The sequence below is a fragment of the Corynebacterium renale genome (assembly GCF_002563965.1).
GTDB lineage: Bacteria > Actinomycetota > Actinomycetes > Mycobacteriales > Mycobacteriaceae > Corynebacterium > Corynebacterium renale.
In genome coordinates this window covers 40,086-57,009 of the sequence record NZ_PDJF01000001.1, presented here as the reverse complement: position 1 = coordinate 57,009, position 16,924 = coordinate 40,086, and the positions used below count along the sequence as shown (strand labels likewise).

The 16,924-nt window shown below is 61.0% G+C and carries 13 protein-coding genes and 1 tRNA gene; 9 read left to right on the top strand and 5 right to left on the bottom strand.

The window, feature by feature from the left end; genetic code table 11:
• Nucleotides 1-223 precede the first annotated feature (223 nt).
• The 5 genes from ATK06_RS00280 to ATK06_RS00260 all read left to right on the top strand — a co-directional run bounded on the left by ATK06_RS00280 (nucleotide 224) and on the right by ATK06_RS00260 (nucleotide 5,079).
• Nucleotides 224-1,519 carry a citrate synthase gene (locus ATK06_RS00280; protein WP_048380283.1) on the top strand — a complete coding sequence of 432 codons (1,296 nt, stop codon included), beginning with the start codon at nucleotides 224-226 and terminating at the stop codon, nucleotides 1,517-1,519.
• Nucleotides 1,520-1,651: 132 nt separating this feature from the next.
• Nucleotides 1,652-2,011: an FKBP-type peptidyl-prolyl cis-trans isomerase gene (locus tag ATK06_RS00275; protein WP_048380285.1), complete on the top strand. Its 360-nt coding sequence runs from the start codon at nucleotides 1,652-1,654 to the stop codon at nucleotides 2,009-2,011.
• Nucleotides 2,012-2,352: 341 nt separating this feature from the next.
• Nucleotides 2,353-2,637 (top strand): DUF485 domain-containing protein, encoded by a 285-nt coding sequence (locus ATK06_RS00270; protein ID WP_048380604.1) that lies wholly within the window; start codon nucleotides 2,353-2,355, stop codon nucleotides 2,635-2,637.
• 3 nt (nucleotides 2,638-2,640) lie between these two features.
• Nucleotides 2,641-4,266, top strand: coding sequence for a solute symporter family protein (locus ATK06_RS00265; protein WP_098388632.1), 1,626 nt, complete (start codon nucleotides 2,641-2,643; stop codon nucleotides 4,264-4,266).
• Nucleotides 4,267-4,302: 36 nt separating this feature from the next.
• The gene (locus ATK06_RS00260) at nucleotides 4,303-5,079 is read left to right on the top strand and encodes a hypothetical protein (protein WP_098388631.1); all 777 of its coding nucleotides are present in this window, start codon (nucleotides 4,303-4,305) and stop codon (nucleotides 5,077-5,079) included.
• Here ATK06_RS00260 and ATK06_RS00255 read toward each other — a convergent pair.
• The gene (locus tag ATK06_RS00255) at nucleotides 5,076-5,942 is read right to left on the bottom strand and encodes a DUF1906 domain-containing protein (RefSeq protein WP_098388629.1); all 867 of its coding nucleotides are present in this window, start codon (nucleotides 5,940-5,942) and stop codon (nucleotides 5,076-5,078) included. The two genes, ATK06_RS00260 and ATK06_RS00255, sit on opposite strands and share 4 nt — an antisense overlap.
• 121 nt (nucleotides 5,943-6,063) lie before the next feature.
• Here ATK06_RS00255 and ATK06_RS00250 point away from each other — a divergent pair.
• Nucleotides 6,064-6,136 (top strand) — tRNA-Arg (locus ATK06_RS00250).
• A 113-nt stretch (nucleotides 6,137-6,249) separates the two neighbouring features.
• The gene (locus tag ATK06_RS00245; protein ID WP_143341364.1) at nucleotides 6,250-7,281 is read left to right on the top strand and encodes an HNH endonuclease signature motif containing protein; all 1,032 of its coding nucleotides are present in this window, start codon (nucleotides 6,250-6,252) and stop codon (nucleotides 7,279-7,281) included.
• Here ATK06_RS00245 and ATK06_RS00240 read toward each other — a convergent pair.
• From ATK06_RS00240 to ATK06_RS00230, 3 genes are read right to left on the bottom strand one after another with little or no spacing between them, the layout of a single operon-like run.
• On the bottom strand, nucleotides 7,237-7,752 hold the full coding sequence (locus ATK06_RS00240) for a dihydrofolate reductase (RefSeq protein WP_048380290.1): 516 nt from the start codon (nucleotides 7,750-7,752) through the stop codon (nucleotides 7,237-7,239). The genes ATK06_RS00245 and ATK06_RS00240 overlap by 45 nt on opposite strands.
• A complete protein-coding gene (locus tag ATK06_RS00235; RefSeq protein ID WP_048380609.1) occupies nucleotides 7,752-8,555 on the bottom strand; it encodes a thymidylate synthase in 804 nt (267 codons plus the stop codon). The genes ATK06_RS00240 and ATK06_RS00235 overlap by 1 nt, the downstream gene beginning before the upstream one ends.
• A gap of 35 nt (nucleotides 8,556-8,590) precedes the next feature.
• Entirely contained in the window at nucleotides 8,591-9,352 is a 762-nt protein-coding gene (locus tag ATK06_RS00230; protein ID WP_098388627.1) for a 3'(2'),5'-bisphosphate nucleotidase CysQ, read from the bottom strand.
• Between the two features lie 42 nt (nucleotides 9,353-9,394).
• Between ATK06_RS00230 and ATK06_RS00225 the strand changes: the two genes are divergently transcribed.
• Nucleotides 9,395-14,206, top strand: a complete 4,812-nt coding sequence (locus ATK06_RS00225) for an Lhr family helicase (RefSeq protein WP_098388626.1) — start codon at nucleotides 9,395-9,397, stop codon at nucleotides 14,204-14,206.
• A 229-nt stretch (nucleotides 14,207-14,435) separates the two neighbouring features.
• The gene (locus tag ATK06_RS00220) at nucleotides 14,436-15,260 is read left to right on the top strand and encodes a DNA-formamidopyrimidine glycosylase family protein (RefSeq protein ID WP_048380613.1); all 825 of its coding nucleotides are present in this window, start codon (nucleotides 14,436-14,438) and stop codon (nucleotides 15,258-15,260) included.
• Here the strand turns inward: ATK06_RS00220 and pgi are convergent.
• Nucleotides 15,257-16,903: a glucose-6-phosphate isomerase gene (pgi, locus tag ATK06_RS00215; protein WP_098388624.1), complete on the bottom strand. Its 1,647-nt coding sequence runs from the start codon at nucleotides 16,901-16,903 to the stop codon at nucleotides 15,257-15,259. The genes ATK06_RS00220 and pgi overlap by 4 nt on opposite strands.
• Nucleotides 16,904-16,924 lie beyond the last annotated feature (21 nt).

Below are 16,924 nucleotides of genomic sequence, written 5' to 3'. Positions count from 1 at the left end.
GAATGCGGCGCGACTGTGTGCCGTCTCCGACGAAAGTAGGGTACGTGAGTGACGCTACACTTGAACGCAGTGGCGACCCCCAAGACAGTATGCGTGTACTGTAATAGGGCAGAGGTGAAGCGGCGAAAAGCCCGCCGGGTAGTGGGCCGTCGCACAACCTGCACGTGGGCGCCATGCATAAACGTTTACGTGAATGCACGACACTTGAGAAAGGCTGAACATTATGGCTACAGACAACAAGGACAAGGCAGTACTGCATTACCCAGGTGGCGAGTTCGAAATGAACATCAAGCACGCCACCGAGGGGAATTCCGGCATTGAACTGGGCAAGATGCTCAGTGAAACCGGCCTCACCACCTTCGACCCCGGCTACGTTTCCACTGGCTCCACCGAGTCGAAGATTACCTACATCGACGGCGACGCCGGAATCCTGCGCTACCGCGGCTACGACATCGCCGACCTCGCAGAGAACGCCACCTTCAATGAAGTCTCCTACCTTCTAATCTACGGTGAGCTACCGACCCCGGAGCAGCTGAAGGAATTCAACCACGGCATCCGTATCCACACCCTCCTTGACGAAGACTTTAAGGCGCAATTCAACGTGTTCCCGCGCAACGCTCACCCCATGGCCGTGCTTGCGTCCTCGGTGAACATTCTGTCCACCTACTACCAAGATCAGCTCGATCCGCTCGACGAGGCCCAGCTGGACAAGGCGACGATCCGCCTGATGGCAAAGGTCCCCATGCTGGCCGCCTACGCATACCGCGCGTCTAAGGGTGCTCCTTACATGTACCCAGACAACTCTCTGAACGCTCGCGAGAACTTCCTGCGCATGATGTTCGGTTACCCGACCGAACCGTACGAGGTCGACCCAATCATGGTGAAGGCACTGGATAAGCTGCTTATCCTGCACGCCGATCACGAGCAGAACTGCTCCACCTCCACCGTCCGGATGGTCGGCTCCGCGCAGGCGAACATGTTCGTTTCCATCGCCGGTGGCATCAACGCGCTGTCCGGCCCGCTGCACGGTGGCGCAAACCAAGCCGTTCTGGAGATGCTCGAGGATATCGACCAGAATCACGGTGGCGACGCAACCGAGTTCATGAACCGCGTGAAGAACAAGGAAAAGGGTGTTCGCCTCATGGGCTTCGGCCACCGCGTCTACAAGAACTACGACCCGCGCGCTGCAATCGTCAAGGAAACCGCTCACGAGGTCCTGGACCACCTGGGTGGGGACCACCTGCTCGACCTTGCAATGAAGCTCGAAGAAATCGCGCTGAGCGACGACTACTTCATCTCCCGCAAGCTGTACCCGAACGTGGACTTCTACACCGGCCTGATCTACCGTGCCATGGGCTTCCCGACGGACTTCTTCACCGTCCTGTTCGCCATCGGCCGTCTCCCAGGCTGGATCGCACACTACCGCGAGCAGCTGGCGATGAACACAAAGATCAACCGTCCTCGCCAGATCTACACCGGCGAGACGCTGCGCAAGTTCGTTCCTCGCGACCAGCGCTAAGCACACGCTTCTAGGGCGTATCTACCGATTTTGCGTATAATCGGCAGGTACGCCCTTTGGCATGCGGCCATTCTGCCGGTAGCGTGGAACGTTCGTTCATGCCAGAGAAAACTAATCAAGGAGTATTCATCCATGGAGAAACCACAGATCGCCTTGTCTGCGGAACCGGCGCCTGATCACCTCGTCGTCGAAGACTTAATCGTTGGTGAAGGCGCTGAAGCCCCCCGCGGCGCGACGGTCGAAGTTCACTACGTGGGCGTGGACTACGAAAATGGGCAAGAATTTGATTCCTCGTGGGATCGTAAGCAAACTATCGAGTTCCCGTTGGACCGCCTGATTGCGGGCTGGCAGGAAGGTATTCCGGGAATGAAGGTGGGCGGTCGCCGCAAGCTGGTGTGCCCACCGGAATTGGCCTATGGCCCAGCCGGCGGCGGCCACCCGCTTTCTGGGCGCACGTTGGTCTTCGTGATTGACTTGCTGAACGTTCTCTAGTGGCTTGAGCGCTGCGCGCACCACCTCCTTGCGGGGTGGTGCTTTTTTGTGCGCGTGATGAGGTACGCGGGTGTACCTAATGGGGGTAGGTTCACCCATGCGTAATTGCACATATGACCAGCCAAGAGGCGAAATAAAGGTGTTATGTTTCGCGCGACATAAGGTACGCTCATGTGTGTTAAGTTATTGCGCAACCCAAGTGTGGCGCACGTCGCAAAGTGTGCCGAGGGTGTCGGTTTCGGCCGGAGACAGTAATAAAAACCAACAAAGGAGACGCACACGTGAGTACCACCGACAGCGCCCCCACCCGTAGGCAGCCCACTGCTGCCGAATTCCAAGCGATGCAAAAATCGCCACAGTTCCAGGAATTGCGCAGCGTGTACCGACGCTTCACATTCCCCGCAGCCATCGGGTTCTTCCTGTGGTTTGTGTTCTACGTCGTAGCCGCGACCTATTTCCCGAACGCCATGGGCATCACCATTTACGGGAGCGTGAACGTAGGAGTGGCCTTAGGGCTTGCTCAATTCCTGACCACGTTCATCATCACGTGGGCATACGTGAAGTACGCGAACAAAAACATTGAGCCGCGGGCTGCGGCCATTCGAGCAGAAATGGAAGGGGTGTAAATCATGGATAACGCATCTGTGGGCAACCCAATTTGGAACATCACAATATTCCTGGCGTTTATCGCGGTGACGTTGGTCGTCGTGATGCGCGCCGGAAAGACCACGAAGGCGGCGTCTGATTTTTACACCGGTGGCGCCCAATTCTCGGGCCGGCAAAATGGCTTAGCTATCGCTGGCGATTATCTTTCGGCAGCATCGTTCCTGGGAATCGTGGGCGCGATCGCGCTCAACGGCTACGACGGCTTCCTGTATTCCGTCGGATTCTTCGTGGCCTGGCTGGTTGCCCTGCTGCTCGTTGCGGAGCCACTGCGCAACGTCGGTCGCTTCACGATGGCAGACGTCCTATCCTTCCGCTTGAAGCAGAAACCCGTGCGCGTGGCTGCAGCGTTCGGCACGCTGTTCGTCTCCTTGTTCTACCTCATCGCGCAGATGGCCGGCGCCGGTTCTTTAGTTTCTGTGCTGCTTAACATTCACGACATCAACGTGCAGCGCCTAGTCGTTGCGGTTGTTGGCGTGGTCATGACGGTCTACGTTCTGCTCGGAGGGATGAAAGGCACCACCTACGTGCAGATGATTAAAGCGGTCCTGCTGGTGGGCGCCGTCATAGTCATGACCGGTCTGGTGTTCTGGCACGTTCGTGGCGGCATGTCTTCGCTTTTCGACGCCGCCGTGGCCACCCACGCCGACTCCGAAGCGAGAGCCGCGCGCGGCTACGACGCCGAAGCCATCCTCCAGCCAGGCCTCCAATACGGAGTGAGCAGCATTAAGCAGCTTGACTTCATCTCTCTCGGCTTGTCCCTCTGCCTGGGCGTTGCAGGACTCCCGCACGTGCTCATGCGTTTCTACACCGTCCCTACGGCCCGAGAAGCGCGCCGTTCAGTGACGTGGGCGATTGCGCTCATTGGCGGTTTCTACCTGATGACCCTGATCCTCGGTTACGGTGCGGCGGCGTTGGTTGGACCTGATCGCATCCTAGCTTCGCCGGGTGGTGCAAACTCTGCGGCGCCACTGCTGGCGCTGGAAATTGGTGGGAGCATCTTCATGGCTTTCATCGCGGCAGTCGCTTTCGCGACGGTACTCGCCGTGGTGGCCGGCCTGGCGATTACAGCTTCGGCCTCCGTTGCTCACGACGTGTACAACTCCGTTCTGCGCGGCGGGAAAGCCACGGAAGAAGAACAGGTCCGCGTTTCCCGCATCACGGTGATTGTGCTTGGTGTTGCTTCCACTGCGTTGGGAATCTTGGCGATGGAACAAAACGTCGCTTTCCTGGTATCGCTAGCATTCGCGCTGGCGGCTTCAGCTAACGTGCCGACGATTCTGTTCTCCCTGTTTTGGAAGCGCTTCAACACCACCGGGGCAGTGGCCTCGATGGTTACCGGCTTGGTGTCCGGCCTGCTGCTGATTTTCTTCTCGCCGGCGATTTCTGGGTCCCCGACCTCAATGTTCCCGGACGCTGATTGGGCGTGGTTCCCATTGGCGAGCCCTGGTTTGATTTCTATTCCGCTTGGTTTCTTGGCTGGCGTGATCGGTACGTTCGTCGGAAAGCGTGATAATTTGGACGATCTAGCTGCAGAAATGGAGGTTCGTTCCTTGACCGGTGTGGGCGTGGAAAAGCCAGTCGACCACTAGTGCTTCCCGCGGCATCGTGGGTTTAAGATGTTCGGTATGTCAACGTCTTCTCGGAGGCTTGTGCGCCTCAGCGTGACGACCACCGCACTTGTGCTGGTGGTCGTTGTTGTGTTGGTCGCCGTTGTCGGCTGGCGCGGGGAATCAGAACCGGCACCGAGCGTGGCGGCTTCGCCGACGGAAACCCAACCACGCCTGGACGATCAACGCGCGCTCGGCGAGTTCGCCGAAAACGTGCAGGGCTCGCAGCTTAGCTACATTGACCTGCGTACGGGCAAACGCATGGGCACGGCCACGGAACGCTATGCACGTCCGGCATTGAGCTTGTCCAAGCTATACATCGCGGACTACGTCCTTGATCACGGCGACGTGGGGGAGCAGTACGCTGCTTTGGAGATGATCGCCTCCTCCAACGACGAGACCGCCCAAGAACTGTATGACGCCTACCCGGAAGCTATCGACGAGACCGCCATCAAATACGGTTTGCTTTCCACACGCTCTGGCGTCGACTGGGGATATAGCGTGACCTCGACATATGACGTCGTCGAGTTCCTGACCGCGCTCATCGCGGAAGATCCCACACACCCCATCCTTGTGGCGATGGCGCGCGCCACCCCCTACGCGCACGACGGCTACGCCCAGGATTATGGGACCGCGATCATCCCGGGAGCGCTGGGCACGAAATGGGGTTGGTCGAATGACCTCGCGCTGAACTCCTCGGCGACGTTCGGTGAAGATTTCGTCGTCGCCGCAGCGGTGACGGGCAGCGCCGACGACCTCACCGCGCTCGTACGCACCCAGCTGCGGTTGGACTAGCTAGACAGCTTCGCTACAGAGTTCACCAGGTCTGCGACCTGACTTAACGACGACCCTCCCGGCAGCTGCACATCCGGCAGCGAAGGAGCAGCACCGGGTGCTGGCGCTGGAACAACCTGATCCACAATGTTCGACGGAGTCCATTGCCCCCAATCGTGGGCGTACACATTATTAATGTCTACGCCGACACCACCCACGCGATCCTTATCGATACGAATCTGGTGCAGCTGTGCACGTGGGTGAATACGACCCTGTGAACCCCAATTGTGCTGCCAGAAGAATTCGCCGAGGCCGTCGGCGATTGCCCAGTCGATGGTGAAGTAATTGCCGTAGATACCTAACTGGTATCCGGCTGCCTCAAGGGCGAGCTTGCAGGCCTGCAGGTAGGGGCGGATGAGGCGGTCGTATTCGTCGCGGGTGGGGTTGTCGTCGATGGCCATGTAAATCGGGCGGTTGCGCGGGCCACCGGCGGCGGCGTGCAGGGCGATGGCCTGTGGAGCATGCGTAGCAGCACCGGCGGCTCCGCGCCTCCAGTCCGCGGTACTGCCTTTTCCGAACTGGTAAACACTGGCGGTCTTGAGGCCCAAGGTTTCCAGAGCACGGGTTTCTTGCAACGTGACCGGCTTGCCTAGCATCCATGATTCGGTTCCCGGGCGACGCTGCGAAACGTAGCGCACAGCGCCCAGGTGGCCGGCGTTTTTAATCGACTGGGCGGATGGTACGCCGGCGGCGTAGTCGATAACGGTGCCTAGGACACGGTTTTGTGCTTGTGCACGTGGGGCAGCGGCCAGGGCAGCGCCACCAATGCCGGCGGCGAGGAGGGCGCTGCGGCGGCTTAGGGGGCGGTCGAAAAAGCTGGTCATGGTGTCTCCTCAGACTCGTTTATTCACTTCTGCAACATCAGCAACAATAGCACCGTCGTCAAGCGGGTGTTTTGGTCTGCGCGTGGAACCTTAAGGTAGTATTGCCGTGTCCACGCGACATGCCTCAGTAGCTCAGTGGATAGAGCACCGCTCTCCTAAAGCGGGTGTCGGAGGTTCGATTCCTCTCTGGGGCACTTTTTTCTGCCTTTTCGGGCTTGCCTGTGGATAACTACCCGTTTCGTACCATTATCCACAGAATTTCGGTTCTTTTAAGCGAGCTTCTTGGCGCGTGTTTATCGTCAAATTTATGACGACTCTCAACACAATATTCCAACCGTTCACCAGCCCATTTATGCTCCTCGAACACGTGCGTTCCAAAGAGCAACTCGCGGCGTTTGGCCTGCCGACCGCCTGGGTCAACACGCTCACAACAACCGCCGAGCTGTTTTTCGGCAGGACGTCACACACCCGTTACCAGCAGCGTTGCCGTGAACACGCCGCGAAATCAGGGCACACGCTCAAAACTCTGCACGTCATTGCCAGCGCCACGGCAGCATTCAAAGACAAAACAGAAGCGTGGAAAGTGCGCGAAGACCTGTGCCGCATGGAACCCGACGACCGCGAACTCAGGCGCTATGCACGTCAGCGATTAGAGCAAGTTCAGCCGCCAGAGCCGCGCGAATCCAGAGTGACAACGCGCACGTATAAAGACGGCAAGGCCTCCATGACTATCACAGGCGACGGCGCCACAATCGCTGACTTGAAGGCGAATATCAAGGATTACGCGGACGTCGAGAAGCTTTTCGACGGCAACCTCTCCCGCCAGCCCGCCGTGACCAATGTGATCGTGACGTTGGACGAGCTGGACGAAATCCTCGACGGGGACGGCGAAGAAGTCCTGGTCCGGCAGACTAACGGCACCACAATCACCGGCGCTGAAATGCTCACGCGCGTGTTCGCCTCCCGCGGATACGCACTTATGGCGCACCCCGTGAAAGGGCCGATAAACCTGTACAACTTGTCGCGCTTTGCCAACGAAAAACAGCGACACATGGCCAAACTGCGCAATCACAAGTGTGCCTGGCCCGGCTGCAACAAGGGCGCGGACTTTGTTCAAGTCCATCACGTGCAAGGGTGGCGCTTTGGTGGCCTAACCAACATGGATAACCTGGTCTGCCTGTGCAAATACCACAATCGTATCAACGACGACGCCCGCAACGGCAACGGCCGCGGCTACATAGAACTGGTGAACGGGAAGGCGGTGTGGGTGCCGCCGAGCGCATACGCGCCGGAATCAGGCTATGACCCGGCGAGAATACGTGAGAAAACGGTAGCGTAACGGCACCGGCGAAACACCGACTTTGAGGCGTCCGCGCTCGGATTCGAGCCATCCGGAGTCGCTGGTCTCGTAGAATGTTGCGGGGATGTCGGGGGCGCGGACTGCACGTTCGCGTAAAGCGGGCTCGAGGTGGGCGTCGATAAGCGTCACGACGAGCGTATCCATCTGGGCGACCATCGCTTCGTAGAGCTGCGCGCCACCCATGACCCAGCCAGCAAACGTGGTGGGCACGGCAGGAACGACGGTTGCGCCTGCAGACCATTCGCCTGGTTCGCGGGACGAGACCACGATGTTCTCACGTCGCGGCAACGGACGCTTAGGCAACGATTCCCACGTGCGGCGCCCCATGAGCACCGGCGAATCGAGTGTCGTCTCCTTGAAATGCGCCAAGTCCTCCGGAAGGTACCATGGCATGTCCTCGCCGTCGCCGATAACGCCGTCGAGGGATTGCGCCCAGATCGCGCCTTTCATTAGACCGACACCTGCGCCTTGATAGTGGGATGGGGGTTGTAGCCGATAAATTGGACGTCGTCGAAGGTGTAATCAAACATCGATTCCGCCTTACGCAGCTCCAACTGTGGGTACGGGCGAGGCTCGCGGGAAAGTTGTTCACGCACCTGCTCGAGGTGATTGTCGTAGATGTGCACATCGCCGCCGGTCCAAATGAACTCGCCGACCTCTAAGCCGGCTTGCTGGGCAAACATGTGCGTCAACAGTGAATAGGAAGCGATGTTAAACGGCACGCCCAAGAACATGTCAGCGCTGCGCTGGTATAGCTGGCAGGACAGTTTTCCATCGGCAACGTAGAGCTGAAAGAGCAAGTGGCACGGCGGAAGGGCCATGTTCTCCAACTCGGAGACGTTCCAGGCCGAAACGATATTGCGCCGCGAATTCGGGTTCTCGCGCAGCATGTCCAGCGCCCCCTGGATTTGGTCGATGTGGCGACCATCCGGGGTAGGCCAGCTGCGCCACTGCACCCCATAGACCGGCCCGAGCTCGCCATTTTCGTCTGCCCACTCGTTCCAGATACGAATCTTGTTGTCCTGCAGCCACTTCACGTTGGAATCACCGCTGAGGAACCACAACAGCTCACCGACGACGGCATGCGTGTACACCTTCTTGGTGGTCAGCAGCGGGAAAGAATCAGCCAGGTTGTAGCGCAGTTGCGCGCCGAAAAGGCTGGTCGTTCCAGTGCCGGTGCGGTCGTCCTTGTGTGATCCCTCTTCAAGAATTCGACGCAGTAGGTCTTCGTACGGAGTGTTGATGGCAGTCATGATGCGATAGTCTAACGCGCCCCGCAACGAAGTGGCTAGATGTAGGAGCCGTGCTCTTCCTTGTACGCGGCGGCCAGTTCCATGATCTGGTCAGCTAACTCTGGGCGGCAGATGAGCAGGTCCGGCAAGTACGTATCGTCCTGGTTGTAGACCAGCTCGGAACCATCGAGGCGCGAGCAATGTAGGCCGGCAGCCTTGCACACTCCAACCGGTGCGGCGGAATCCCATTCGTACTGACCACCAGCGTGGATGTAGGCGTCGGAATCGCCAAGCAGCACGTGCATGGCCTTCGCTCCGGCGGAACCAAGCGGCACGGTTTCGGAGCCGAGCTGTTGCGCCACCCACTGGGTTACCGCAGGTGGCCGGTTGTGCGAGATCGCAATCTTCTTCGCGTATGGCCCGGTGACGGCGCGCACATCATCGGAGCGGAAGACCACGCCCAGGTCAGGAAGACCCACTGCCGCGTTGACGGGTGCGCCGTTTTCCACGAGCGCGATGTGCACAGCCCAGTCCTGGCGGCCGGTGGCAAATTCTTTGGTGCCGTCGAGGGGGTCGATGATCCACACGCGGTCGCGCTTGAGACGGCTGGGGTTGTCGGCGGCTTCTTCGGAGAGGAAGCCGTCGTCGGGGCGGTGCTGTTCCAGGACGCGGGCAATCCAGGATTGGGCAAGCTCGTCGCCAGCATCACCGAGGGTGCGGCCACGCAGGAGTCCTACGTTGCGGACACCTTTCAGGATTTCTCCCGTGCCGAGGGCAAGTAGGTACGTCAGGCGGGCGTCGGAAAGCTCTGCAGTCATGGCATTCAGTTTATCCTGTTGAAGTAGGAAGCGGAGGTTACGTTGACGGATACGCACATTTTGCAGAAATTTCGACCCCAAGTGGCAACCTGGTTTGCTGACGTGTTCGCCGCACCAACGGCGGTCCAGGCCGCCGCGTGGGAAAGTATTTCTGCAGGTGAGAATGCGCTCGTTATCGCGCCGACAGGTTCCGGTAAAACGCTAGCCGCGTTCCTGTGGGCACTCAATTCTTTGGTGGAGGCGGAAGGGCAAACTGTTTTGCCGGCCGCGGAACCCGCCGAGATGACCGCCGCCGAAAAGGGGCGCGGCGTCAAAGTCTTGTATATCTCGCCGCTGAAGGCTTTGGGCGTGGACGTCGAGCACAATCTGCGTGCACCGTTGCAGGGGATTGCGCGTGCTGCACAACGAATGGGGCTCCCGGAGCCGAACGTGACAATCGGTGTGCGCTCTGGTGATACGCCGTCAGCGGAGCGTGCGCGTCAGCTGCGTCGCCCGCCGGACATCATGATCACGACCCCTGAGTCGGCGTACTTGATGCTCACCTCCAAGGCGGCGGGGATTTTGCGCGATGTCGATACCGTGATCATCGACGAAATCCACGCGCTCGCCGGCACCAAACGTGGCGTGCACATGGCGCTCACACTGGAACGCCTGGCGCGCGTTGCCGGTGATTTCCAGCGCATCGGTTTGTCCGCTACGGTCCGCCCACCGCGTACGGTTGCACAGTTCCTCGGCGGAGACCGTCCTGTCCAGATCATCGACCCGCCCGCGGAGAAAAAGTGGACGCTTGACGTGCACGGCGTTGTACCCGACATGGCGGATCTTCCCACCCCGGAACCAGGTTCCACGATTGGTGAGATGACTATCGACGACCCGTCCGGACTATCGGCCTTAGGGCCGTTGGAACCACTTGACCCCGAGGCCACGGACATTGAACCGTACGCCCCGGCGCAGAAGTCCATTTGGCCGTTCATCGAGCAGGACGTGTACAAGCACGTCATGCAAGCACGTTCGACGCTGATCTTCGTCAACTCGCGGCGCACGGCGGAAAGGTTGACGTCGCGGATCAACGAGCTCTACGCCTCCGAGCACGATCCAGAGGCCTTGGCGCGCCCATCACGGCGGGACCCCGCGCAGTTGATGAAGCAGATCGATACCGTAGGCCACGCCCCGGCGATAATTGCGCGTGCACATCACGGTTCTGTGTCCAAGGATGAGCGCGCGCTCACCGAAACGATGCTCAAGGAAGGCACGCTGAAAGCGGTGGTGGCGACCTCCTCGCTGGAGCTAGGCATCGATATGGGCGCCGTGGACCTGGTGATAAACGTTGAATCGCCTCCGTCGATTGCTTCTGGCCTGCAGCGCGTGGGGCGCGCCGGGCACGGGGTGGGCGAGGTGTCGCGCGGTGCTTTCTATCCCAAGCATCGCGCGGACCTGGTGCAAACCACCGTGACGGTGGAGCAGATGCGCGCCGAGGAGATCGAGGCGATTAGTGTTCCGCGTAATCCGTTGGATGTGCTCGTGCAGCAGACGGTGGCGGCCGTCGCGATGGAAGACCTGGACGTGGACGATTGGTTTGATACCGTGCGCCGCGCGTTCCCGTACCGCGATCTGGCGCGTGACGTGTTTGACGCCGTCATCGATTTGGCCAGCGGCGTGTACCCGTCGACGGATTTTGCGGAGCTTAAGCCGCGCGTGAACTTCGACCGGGTTACTGGTGTGCTGTCGGCACGGCCGGGTGCGCAGCGTGTGGCGGTCACTTCGGGTGGCACGATTCCGGACCGCGGCATGTTTGGGGTGTTCCTCGTCGGTTCAGAATCTGGGTCTGCACCGCGGCGTGTTGGTGAACTTGATGAGGAGATGGTCTACGAGTCGCGCGTCGGCGATGTGTTCACGCTGGGGGCGTCGTCGTGGCGCATCGAGGACATTACCCGCGACCAGGTGCTGGTCACGCCCGCGCCGGGGCACACGGGGCGCCTGCCGTTCTGGAATGGTGACCAGGCCGGTCGTCCCGCGGAGCTCGGCGCGGCGATTGGTGCTTTTCGACGTCACGTTTCCGCCGCCGAACCGGATGTCGTGGCCACACGCCTACGCGCTGCTGGCCTGGATCAGTGGGCGGCTGACAACGTCGTTGCGTTCTTGAACGAGCAGCGCGCAGCCACGGGCGTAGTCCCTGATGAGAAAACCCTGGTACTAGAGCGGTTCAAGGATGAGGTGGGGGACTGGCGCGTCGTTTTGCACAGCCCGTACGGCCGTGGCGTGAATGCGGCGTGGGCGCTCGCGGTGGGCGCGCGTGTGGCTGCGGAAACGGGCATGGACCCGCAAGCTGTGGCCGGCGATGACGGCATCGTGATACGCCTGCCCGAGGGTGAAGCCGAACCGGGTGCGCACCTGTTCACGTTCGAAGTAGATGAGATCGCGGACCTGGTGACTGAGCACGTCGGCGGTTCGGCGTTGTTCGCGTCGCGGTTTCGCGAATGCGCTGCACGTGCGCTGTTGTTGCCGCGCCGCAACCCAGGCAAGCGTGCGCCGTTGTGGCAGCAACGCCAACGTGCAGCGCAACTTTTAGACGTGGCCCGCAATTACCCCAGTTTCCCCATCATTCTGGAGACGGTGCGCGAATGTTTGCAGGACGTGTACGACGTTCCCGCGCTCACCGAGCTGATGGGAGCTTTGGGAAATCACTCCGTACGCGTGGCGGAAGTGACCACGGAGCAGCCGAGCCCGTTCGCTTCGACGCTCCTGTTCAACTACACGGGTGCGTTCATGTACGAAGGCGACACCCCGCTAGCGGAGAAGCGCGCGGCTGCGTTGGCGCTAGACCCGGCGTTGTTGGCGAAGCTGCTCGGCGAGGTGGAGCTACGCGAGCTGCTCGAGCCGGAAATCGTCCGCGAGACACACGAACAGTTGCAGCGCACGGCAGCAGGCCGCCAGGCCCGTACCGTTGAGGAGCTTATCGACGCCCTGCGCATCCTCGGCCCCATTCCGGTGGCAGAACTCACCGCGCACACCACGTGGCCAACCCCAGCTGCTGATGCGTTACGCGAGGCCAGCGACCGTGTCATGGAAGTGCGCATCGCAGGTGTGGAGCATCTTGCGGTGCAGCTCGACGCACCGCTGCTGCGCGACGGCCTCGGCGTGCCGGTACCGCCGGGAGTGCCGGCCCAGGTTGCGCCCGTTACGGATGCGGCTGACCAGCTGGTGAGCCGGTGGGCGCGTACGCGCGGGCCATTCGTGCTAGCTGACCTTGTGGAGGCCTTCGGTTTGGCGCCGTCGGTGGCAGCACGTCTACTCGACCGCGATGACATTATCGAAGGCCACTACCGCCAAGGCATCGATGAGCAGGAATACTGCAACAAGGACGTGCTCAGCGTTATCCGGCGGCGCAGTCTGGCGCGGGCGCGCAGCCAGATGCAGCCGGTCAGCCACAGTGCCTTGGCGCGGTTCCAAGCGCAGTGGAACAACGTGGCACCTGTTGGAACCGACCCGGAACTTGCCGGCGTGGACGGAACGTTCATGGCGATTGAACAGCTCGCGGGCGTGCGTCTGCCGGCTTCGGCGTGGGAGTCAGTGGTGTTGCCGCAGCGTGTGGTTGGGTATCAACCGGCGTATTTGGACGAGCTCACCAGTTCTGGCGAAGTGCTCATCGTGGGTGCTGGGTCAGCGGGGGCGGGGGACCCGTGGCTGATGTTGTTGCCGGCTGATTATGCGCCGCAGCTTATGCGGCAGGTGGAGACGTCGTTAAGCGTCCTGGAGGAGCGCGTCATGGAGCTGCTTGCCGGCGGCGGAGGCTTCCTGTTCAGTGACCTGAAGGCTGCTCTCACTGTGGAGACTGACGACGACCTGCGCGCAGCACTGTGGGCGCTGTGTGAAAAAGGGCTCGTGGCACCTGATAGTTTCGCCCGGGTGCGTGACCACCTGGTGAGCGGTCACGGAACGCGTGCTCATCGAGCGCGGCGCACGCCGGCTCGCGGTCGGCTGCGTATGGGGCGCACCAGCTTTGCACAATCGCAACGCGCCGGAGCGCACACGCCCAGCGACGTACTCGGCCGCTGGTCCGCGCTGCCGGCAGCCGCGACCGACGCAACGCAACGCGGCATCGCGCACGGGGAAGCGTGGCTTGACAGGTACGGCGTGGTCACGCGCGGTTCCGTGGTCAGCGAGGACGTAGTCGGCGGCTTCGCGCTGGCGTATAAAGTGCTGAGCTCATTCGAAGACAACGGGCAAGCGATGCGCGGCTATTTTGTGGAGGGCCTCGGCGCGGCCCAGTTTTCTACCCGCGCGGTGGTCGACCGGTTGCGTGGCCTCGACGACAGTCCGGACGTCGGCGGGTGGCCGTCGGGCACAGACACCCCGGCTGTTTACGTGCTCGCCGCCGCAGACCCAGCGAACCCCTATGGTGCGGCCTTGCCGTGGCCGGAGACCGGACCGACCCGGGGTGCCGGCGCCCTGGTCGTGCTTATCGACGGCCTCCTGCTCGCCCACCTGACCCGTGGCGGGAAGACGCTGCGCATCTTTGACCACACGTTGCCACGGTCGGATGTGGATGCGCCACACATCATTGTGGAAGCGCTGAAGAATGTTATTTCTAAGAATTGGCTTAAACCTGTGAATATCGAAAAGATTAACGGTGAGCCGGCGCTCTCCTCTCCTTACCTCGAATCTTTCCGTGAAGCAGGCGCTAAAATGACGCCGCGCGGCATTAAGGTGTTAACTTCGTCACAAAGTGCGCCGACACGGAACGGGCGCTCCCTGAGCGAGGCCTTAGCGGAATCTGAATTTACACAGGTAGATGGGGGTAAAAGTGCTACTCCATTTAAGGCCCGCACCCGCGGCCGAAGAGGCCGCAGGTAAGCGCCCACTACAGTGGGCAAGCTTTTGCACACAAGACCAGCGCCGCCCGCTACTATGACTAACCGGGGGCCTCGCGGGGACGAGGAAACACCGGGACCGCCAAACGTGTCAGCTGCCAACAGCTGCTTGGGGGAGTAGGTAGGGCCAGTGCTTTCTCGTCTCTGCGAGCGGGTCCAAAGGAATGTGTATCATCTCCCCCTACGTGGGGGACCGCGTTACACTGACGTGCATGCCAGAAGGTGATTCCGTCTACCAACTTGCCCGCCGCCTCTCATTCTTGCGTGGTCGTCGAGTTCTGCGCAGTTCAGTGCGTGTACCTGCCTACGCTTCCGTCGATTTCACCGGTCTGAAGGTAGAACGCGTCTGGCCGTACGGGAAATACCTGTTCATGCAGATTGGCAATAACATCCTGCATACCCACCTGAAAATGGAGGGGACCTGGGCCGTCCATGAGTCCGGGACCAGGTGGCGCAAACCAGGGCACACCGCGCGTGTCGTCCTCGAAGTAGAGGGCACACCGCATCCGCGCCCCATTGAGGTAGTGGGACACAGTCTAGGGTTCGTGCACATATTCCCGTCCGACGAATACCCACAACGCATCGCTCACTTAGGGCCTGACGTGCTCGGCGCATGGACCCCCGACGACCGCGCCGAGGCGTACCGGAGAATCACCGCGGAGCCTGGGCGTTCTATCGGTGCTGCCTTGCTTGACCAGACGAACCTCGCCGGCGTGGGCAACGAGTATCGCGCCGAAATCTGCTTTCTTGCAGGTGTCTACCCGGCTCGTACCGTCGCAAGTGTTGATGTGCACCGCATCCTGGAAATTACACACGCGCTCATGGACGCCAACAGAAATTCCCCGGTGCGCGTCACCACAGGGGTGAAGCGCGCCGGGGAAACCACCTACGTGTTTGGGCGCAATAATAAGCCGTGTCGCCGGTGCGGGAAGCTCATCGTCAACGGCATGCTGGGCGGGCCGGACGCCGGTGGGCGCGACGGCGAGCTGGAGCGCGTGATTTGGTGGTGTCCGCGCTGCCAGCCGCTCGAGGTTTAGCCGCGGTGCTCCCGGTACCAGGTGATGAGCGCGTCGGTGGATGCGTCGCCGGAGTCTACGGCGGCGGCACCAGAAACCGCCGGGGCGAGGTCGTTGGCCTGCTGTTTTCCTAGTTCGACGCCCCATTGGTCGAAGGAGTTGATGCCCCACAGGCTGCCTTGGACGAACACGATGTGCTCGTACAAAGCGATGAGGGCGCCCAGGGTGTATGGGGTGAGCTGGTCGGCCAAGATGGTCGTCGTCGGGCGATTGCCGGGCATGACTTTGTGCGGTGCGAGCTCGGCGGGGACGCCTTCGGCGCGGATTTCTTCGAGCGTTTTCCCGAAAGCCAGCACCTTGGTTTGGGCGAAGAAGTTGCCCATGAGGACGTCGTGCATGCTGCCGGTGCCGTCGGCGGTGGGGAGGTCGTCGTGGGGTTGGGCGAAGCCGATGAAGTCGGCGGGAATCAGCGTGGTTCCTTGGTGAATGAGCTGGAAGAATGCGTGTTGCCCGTTGGTCCCGGCCTCACCCCAGTAGATTTCGCCGGTTGTTTCGGTGACGGGGCTGCCGTCGTGACGCACGGATTTACCGTTGGATTCCATGGTTAGTTGCTGCAGGTACGCGGGCAGGCGGGACAGGTCCTCGGAGTAGGGGAGCACTGCGTGGCTTTGTGCGCCGAGGAGGTTCGTGTACCAGATGTTGAGCAGCGCCATGAGGATCGGTGCGTTGTGCGCGGGATCGGCGGTGCGGAAGTGTTCGTCCATGGCGTGGAAACCGTCGAGCATACGCATGAAGTCGCGCGGGCCGATCACGGCCATGAGAGAAAGGCCGATGGCGGAGTCCATGGAGTAACGCCCGCCGACCCAGTCCCAGAAGGGGAACATGTTGTCTGTGTCGATGCCAAATTCGGCGACTTTCTCGGCGTTGGTCGATACTGCGACAAAGTGCTTTGCGACGGCCCCCTCGTCGCCGTCGAAGGCGTCGAGAATCCAGCGCTTGGCCGCGTGCGCGTTCGCCAGAGTTTCCTGCGTGGTGAACGTCTTGGACGCGACGATAAACAACGTGGACTCGGGGTCCAGGCCGTCCAGGACCGCGCTCATGTCGGCGGGGTCTACGTTGGAGACGAATTCCGCGGTGATACCTGCAACTGCGTAGGGGCGCAGTGCTTTGGTTGCCATCGCGGGGCCCAGGTCAGATCCGCCGATACCGATATTGACCACCTTTTTAATGGTGTGACCGGTGTGGCCGAGCCACGTTCCGGCGCGTAGAGCGGTGGCGAAGTCACGCATACGCCCGAGGACGTGGTGGACGTCGGCTGCGACGTCCTGGCCGTCGACAACGAGGTCATCTTCGACAGGCATACGCAGGGCGGTGTGGAGGACAGCCCGGTCTTCGGTGGTGTTGATGTGCTCGCCGGCAAACATGGCCTCCCGGTGCGCCAGCACCCCGGACTGTTCTAGCAGTTCGAGGAGGGCGGAGGTCACGGTAGCGTCGATAAGGTTTTTGCTTAAGTCAATGTGCAACCCGGCTGCATCCACGGTGAGGGCTGAGACGCGATCCGGTTCGGTGGCGAACAGTTCGCGCAGGTCGCGCCGCTTTCCGGCGAGGTCCTGCAACGTGGACCAGGCGGGCAGCTCGTTCAAGGGAGTGTAAGGGACAGTCATGATTCTCCTTTGTGTTGTTTC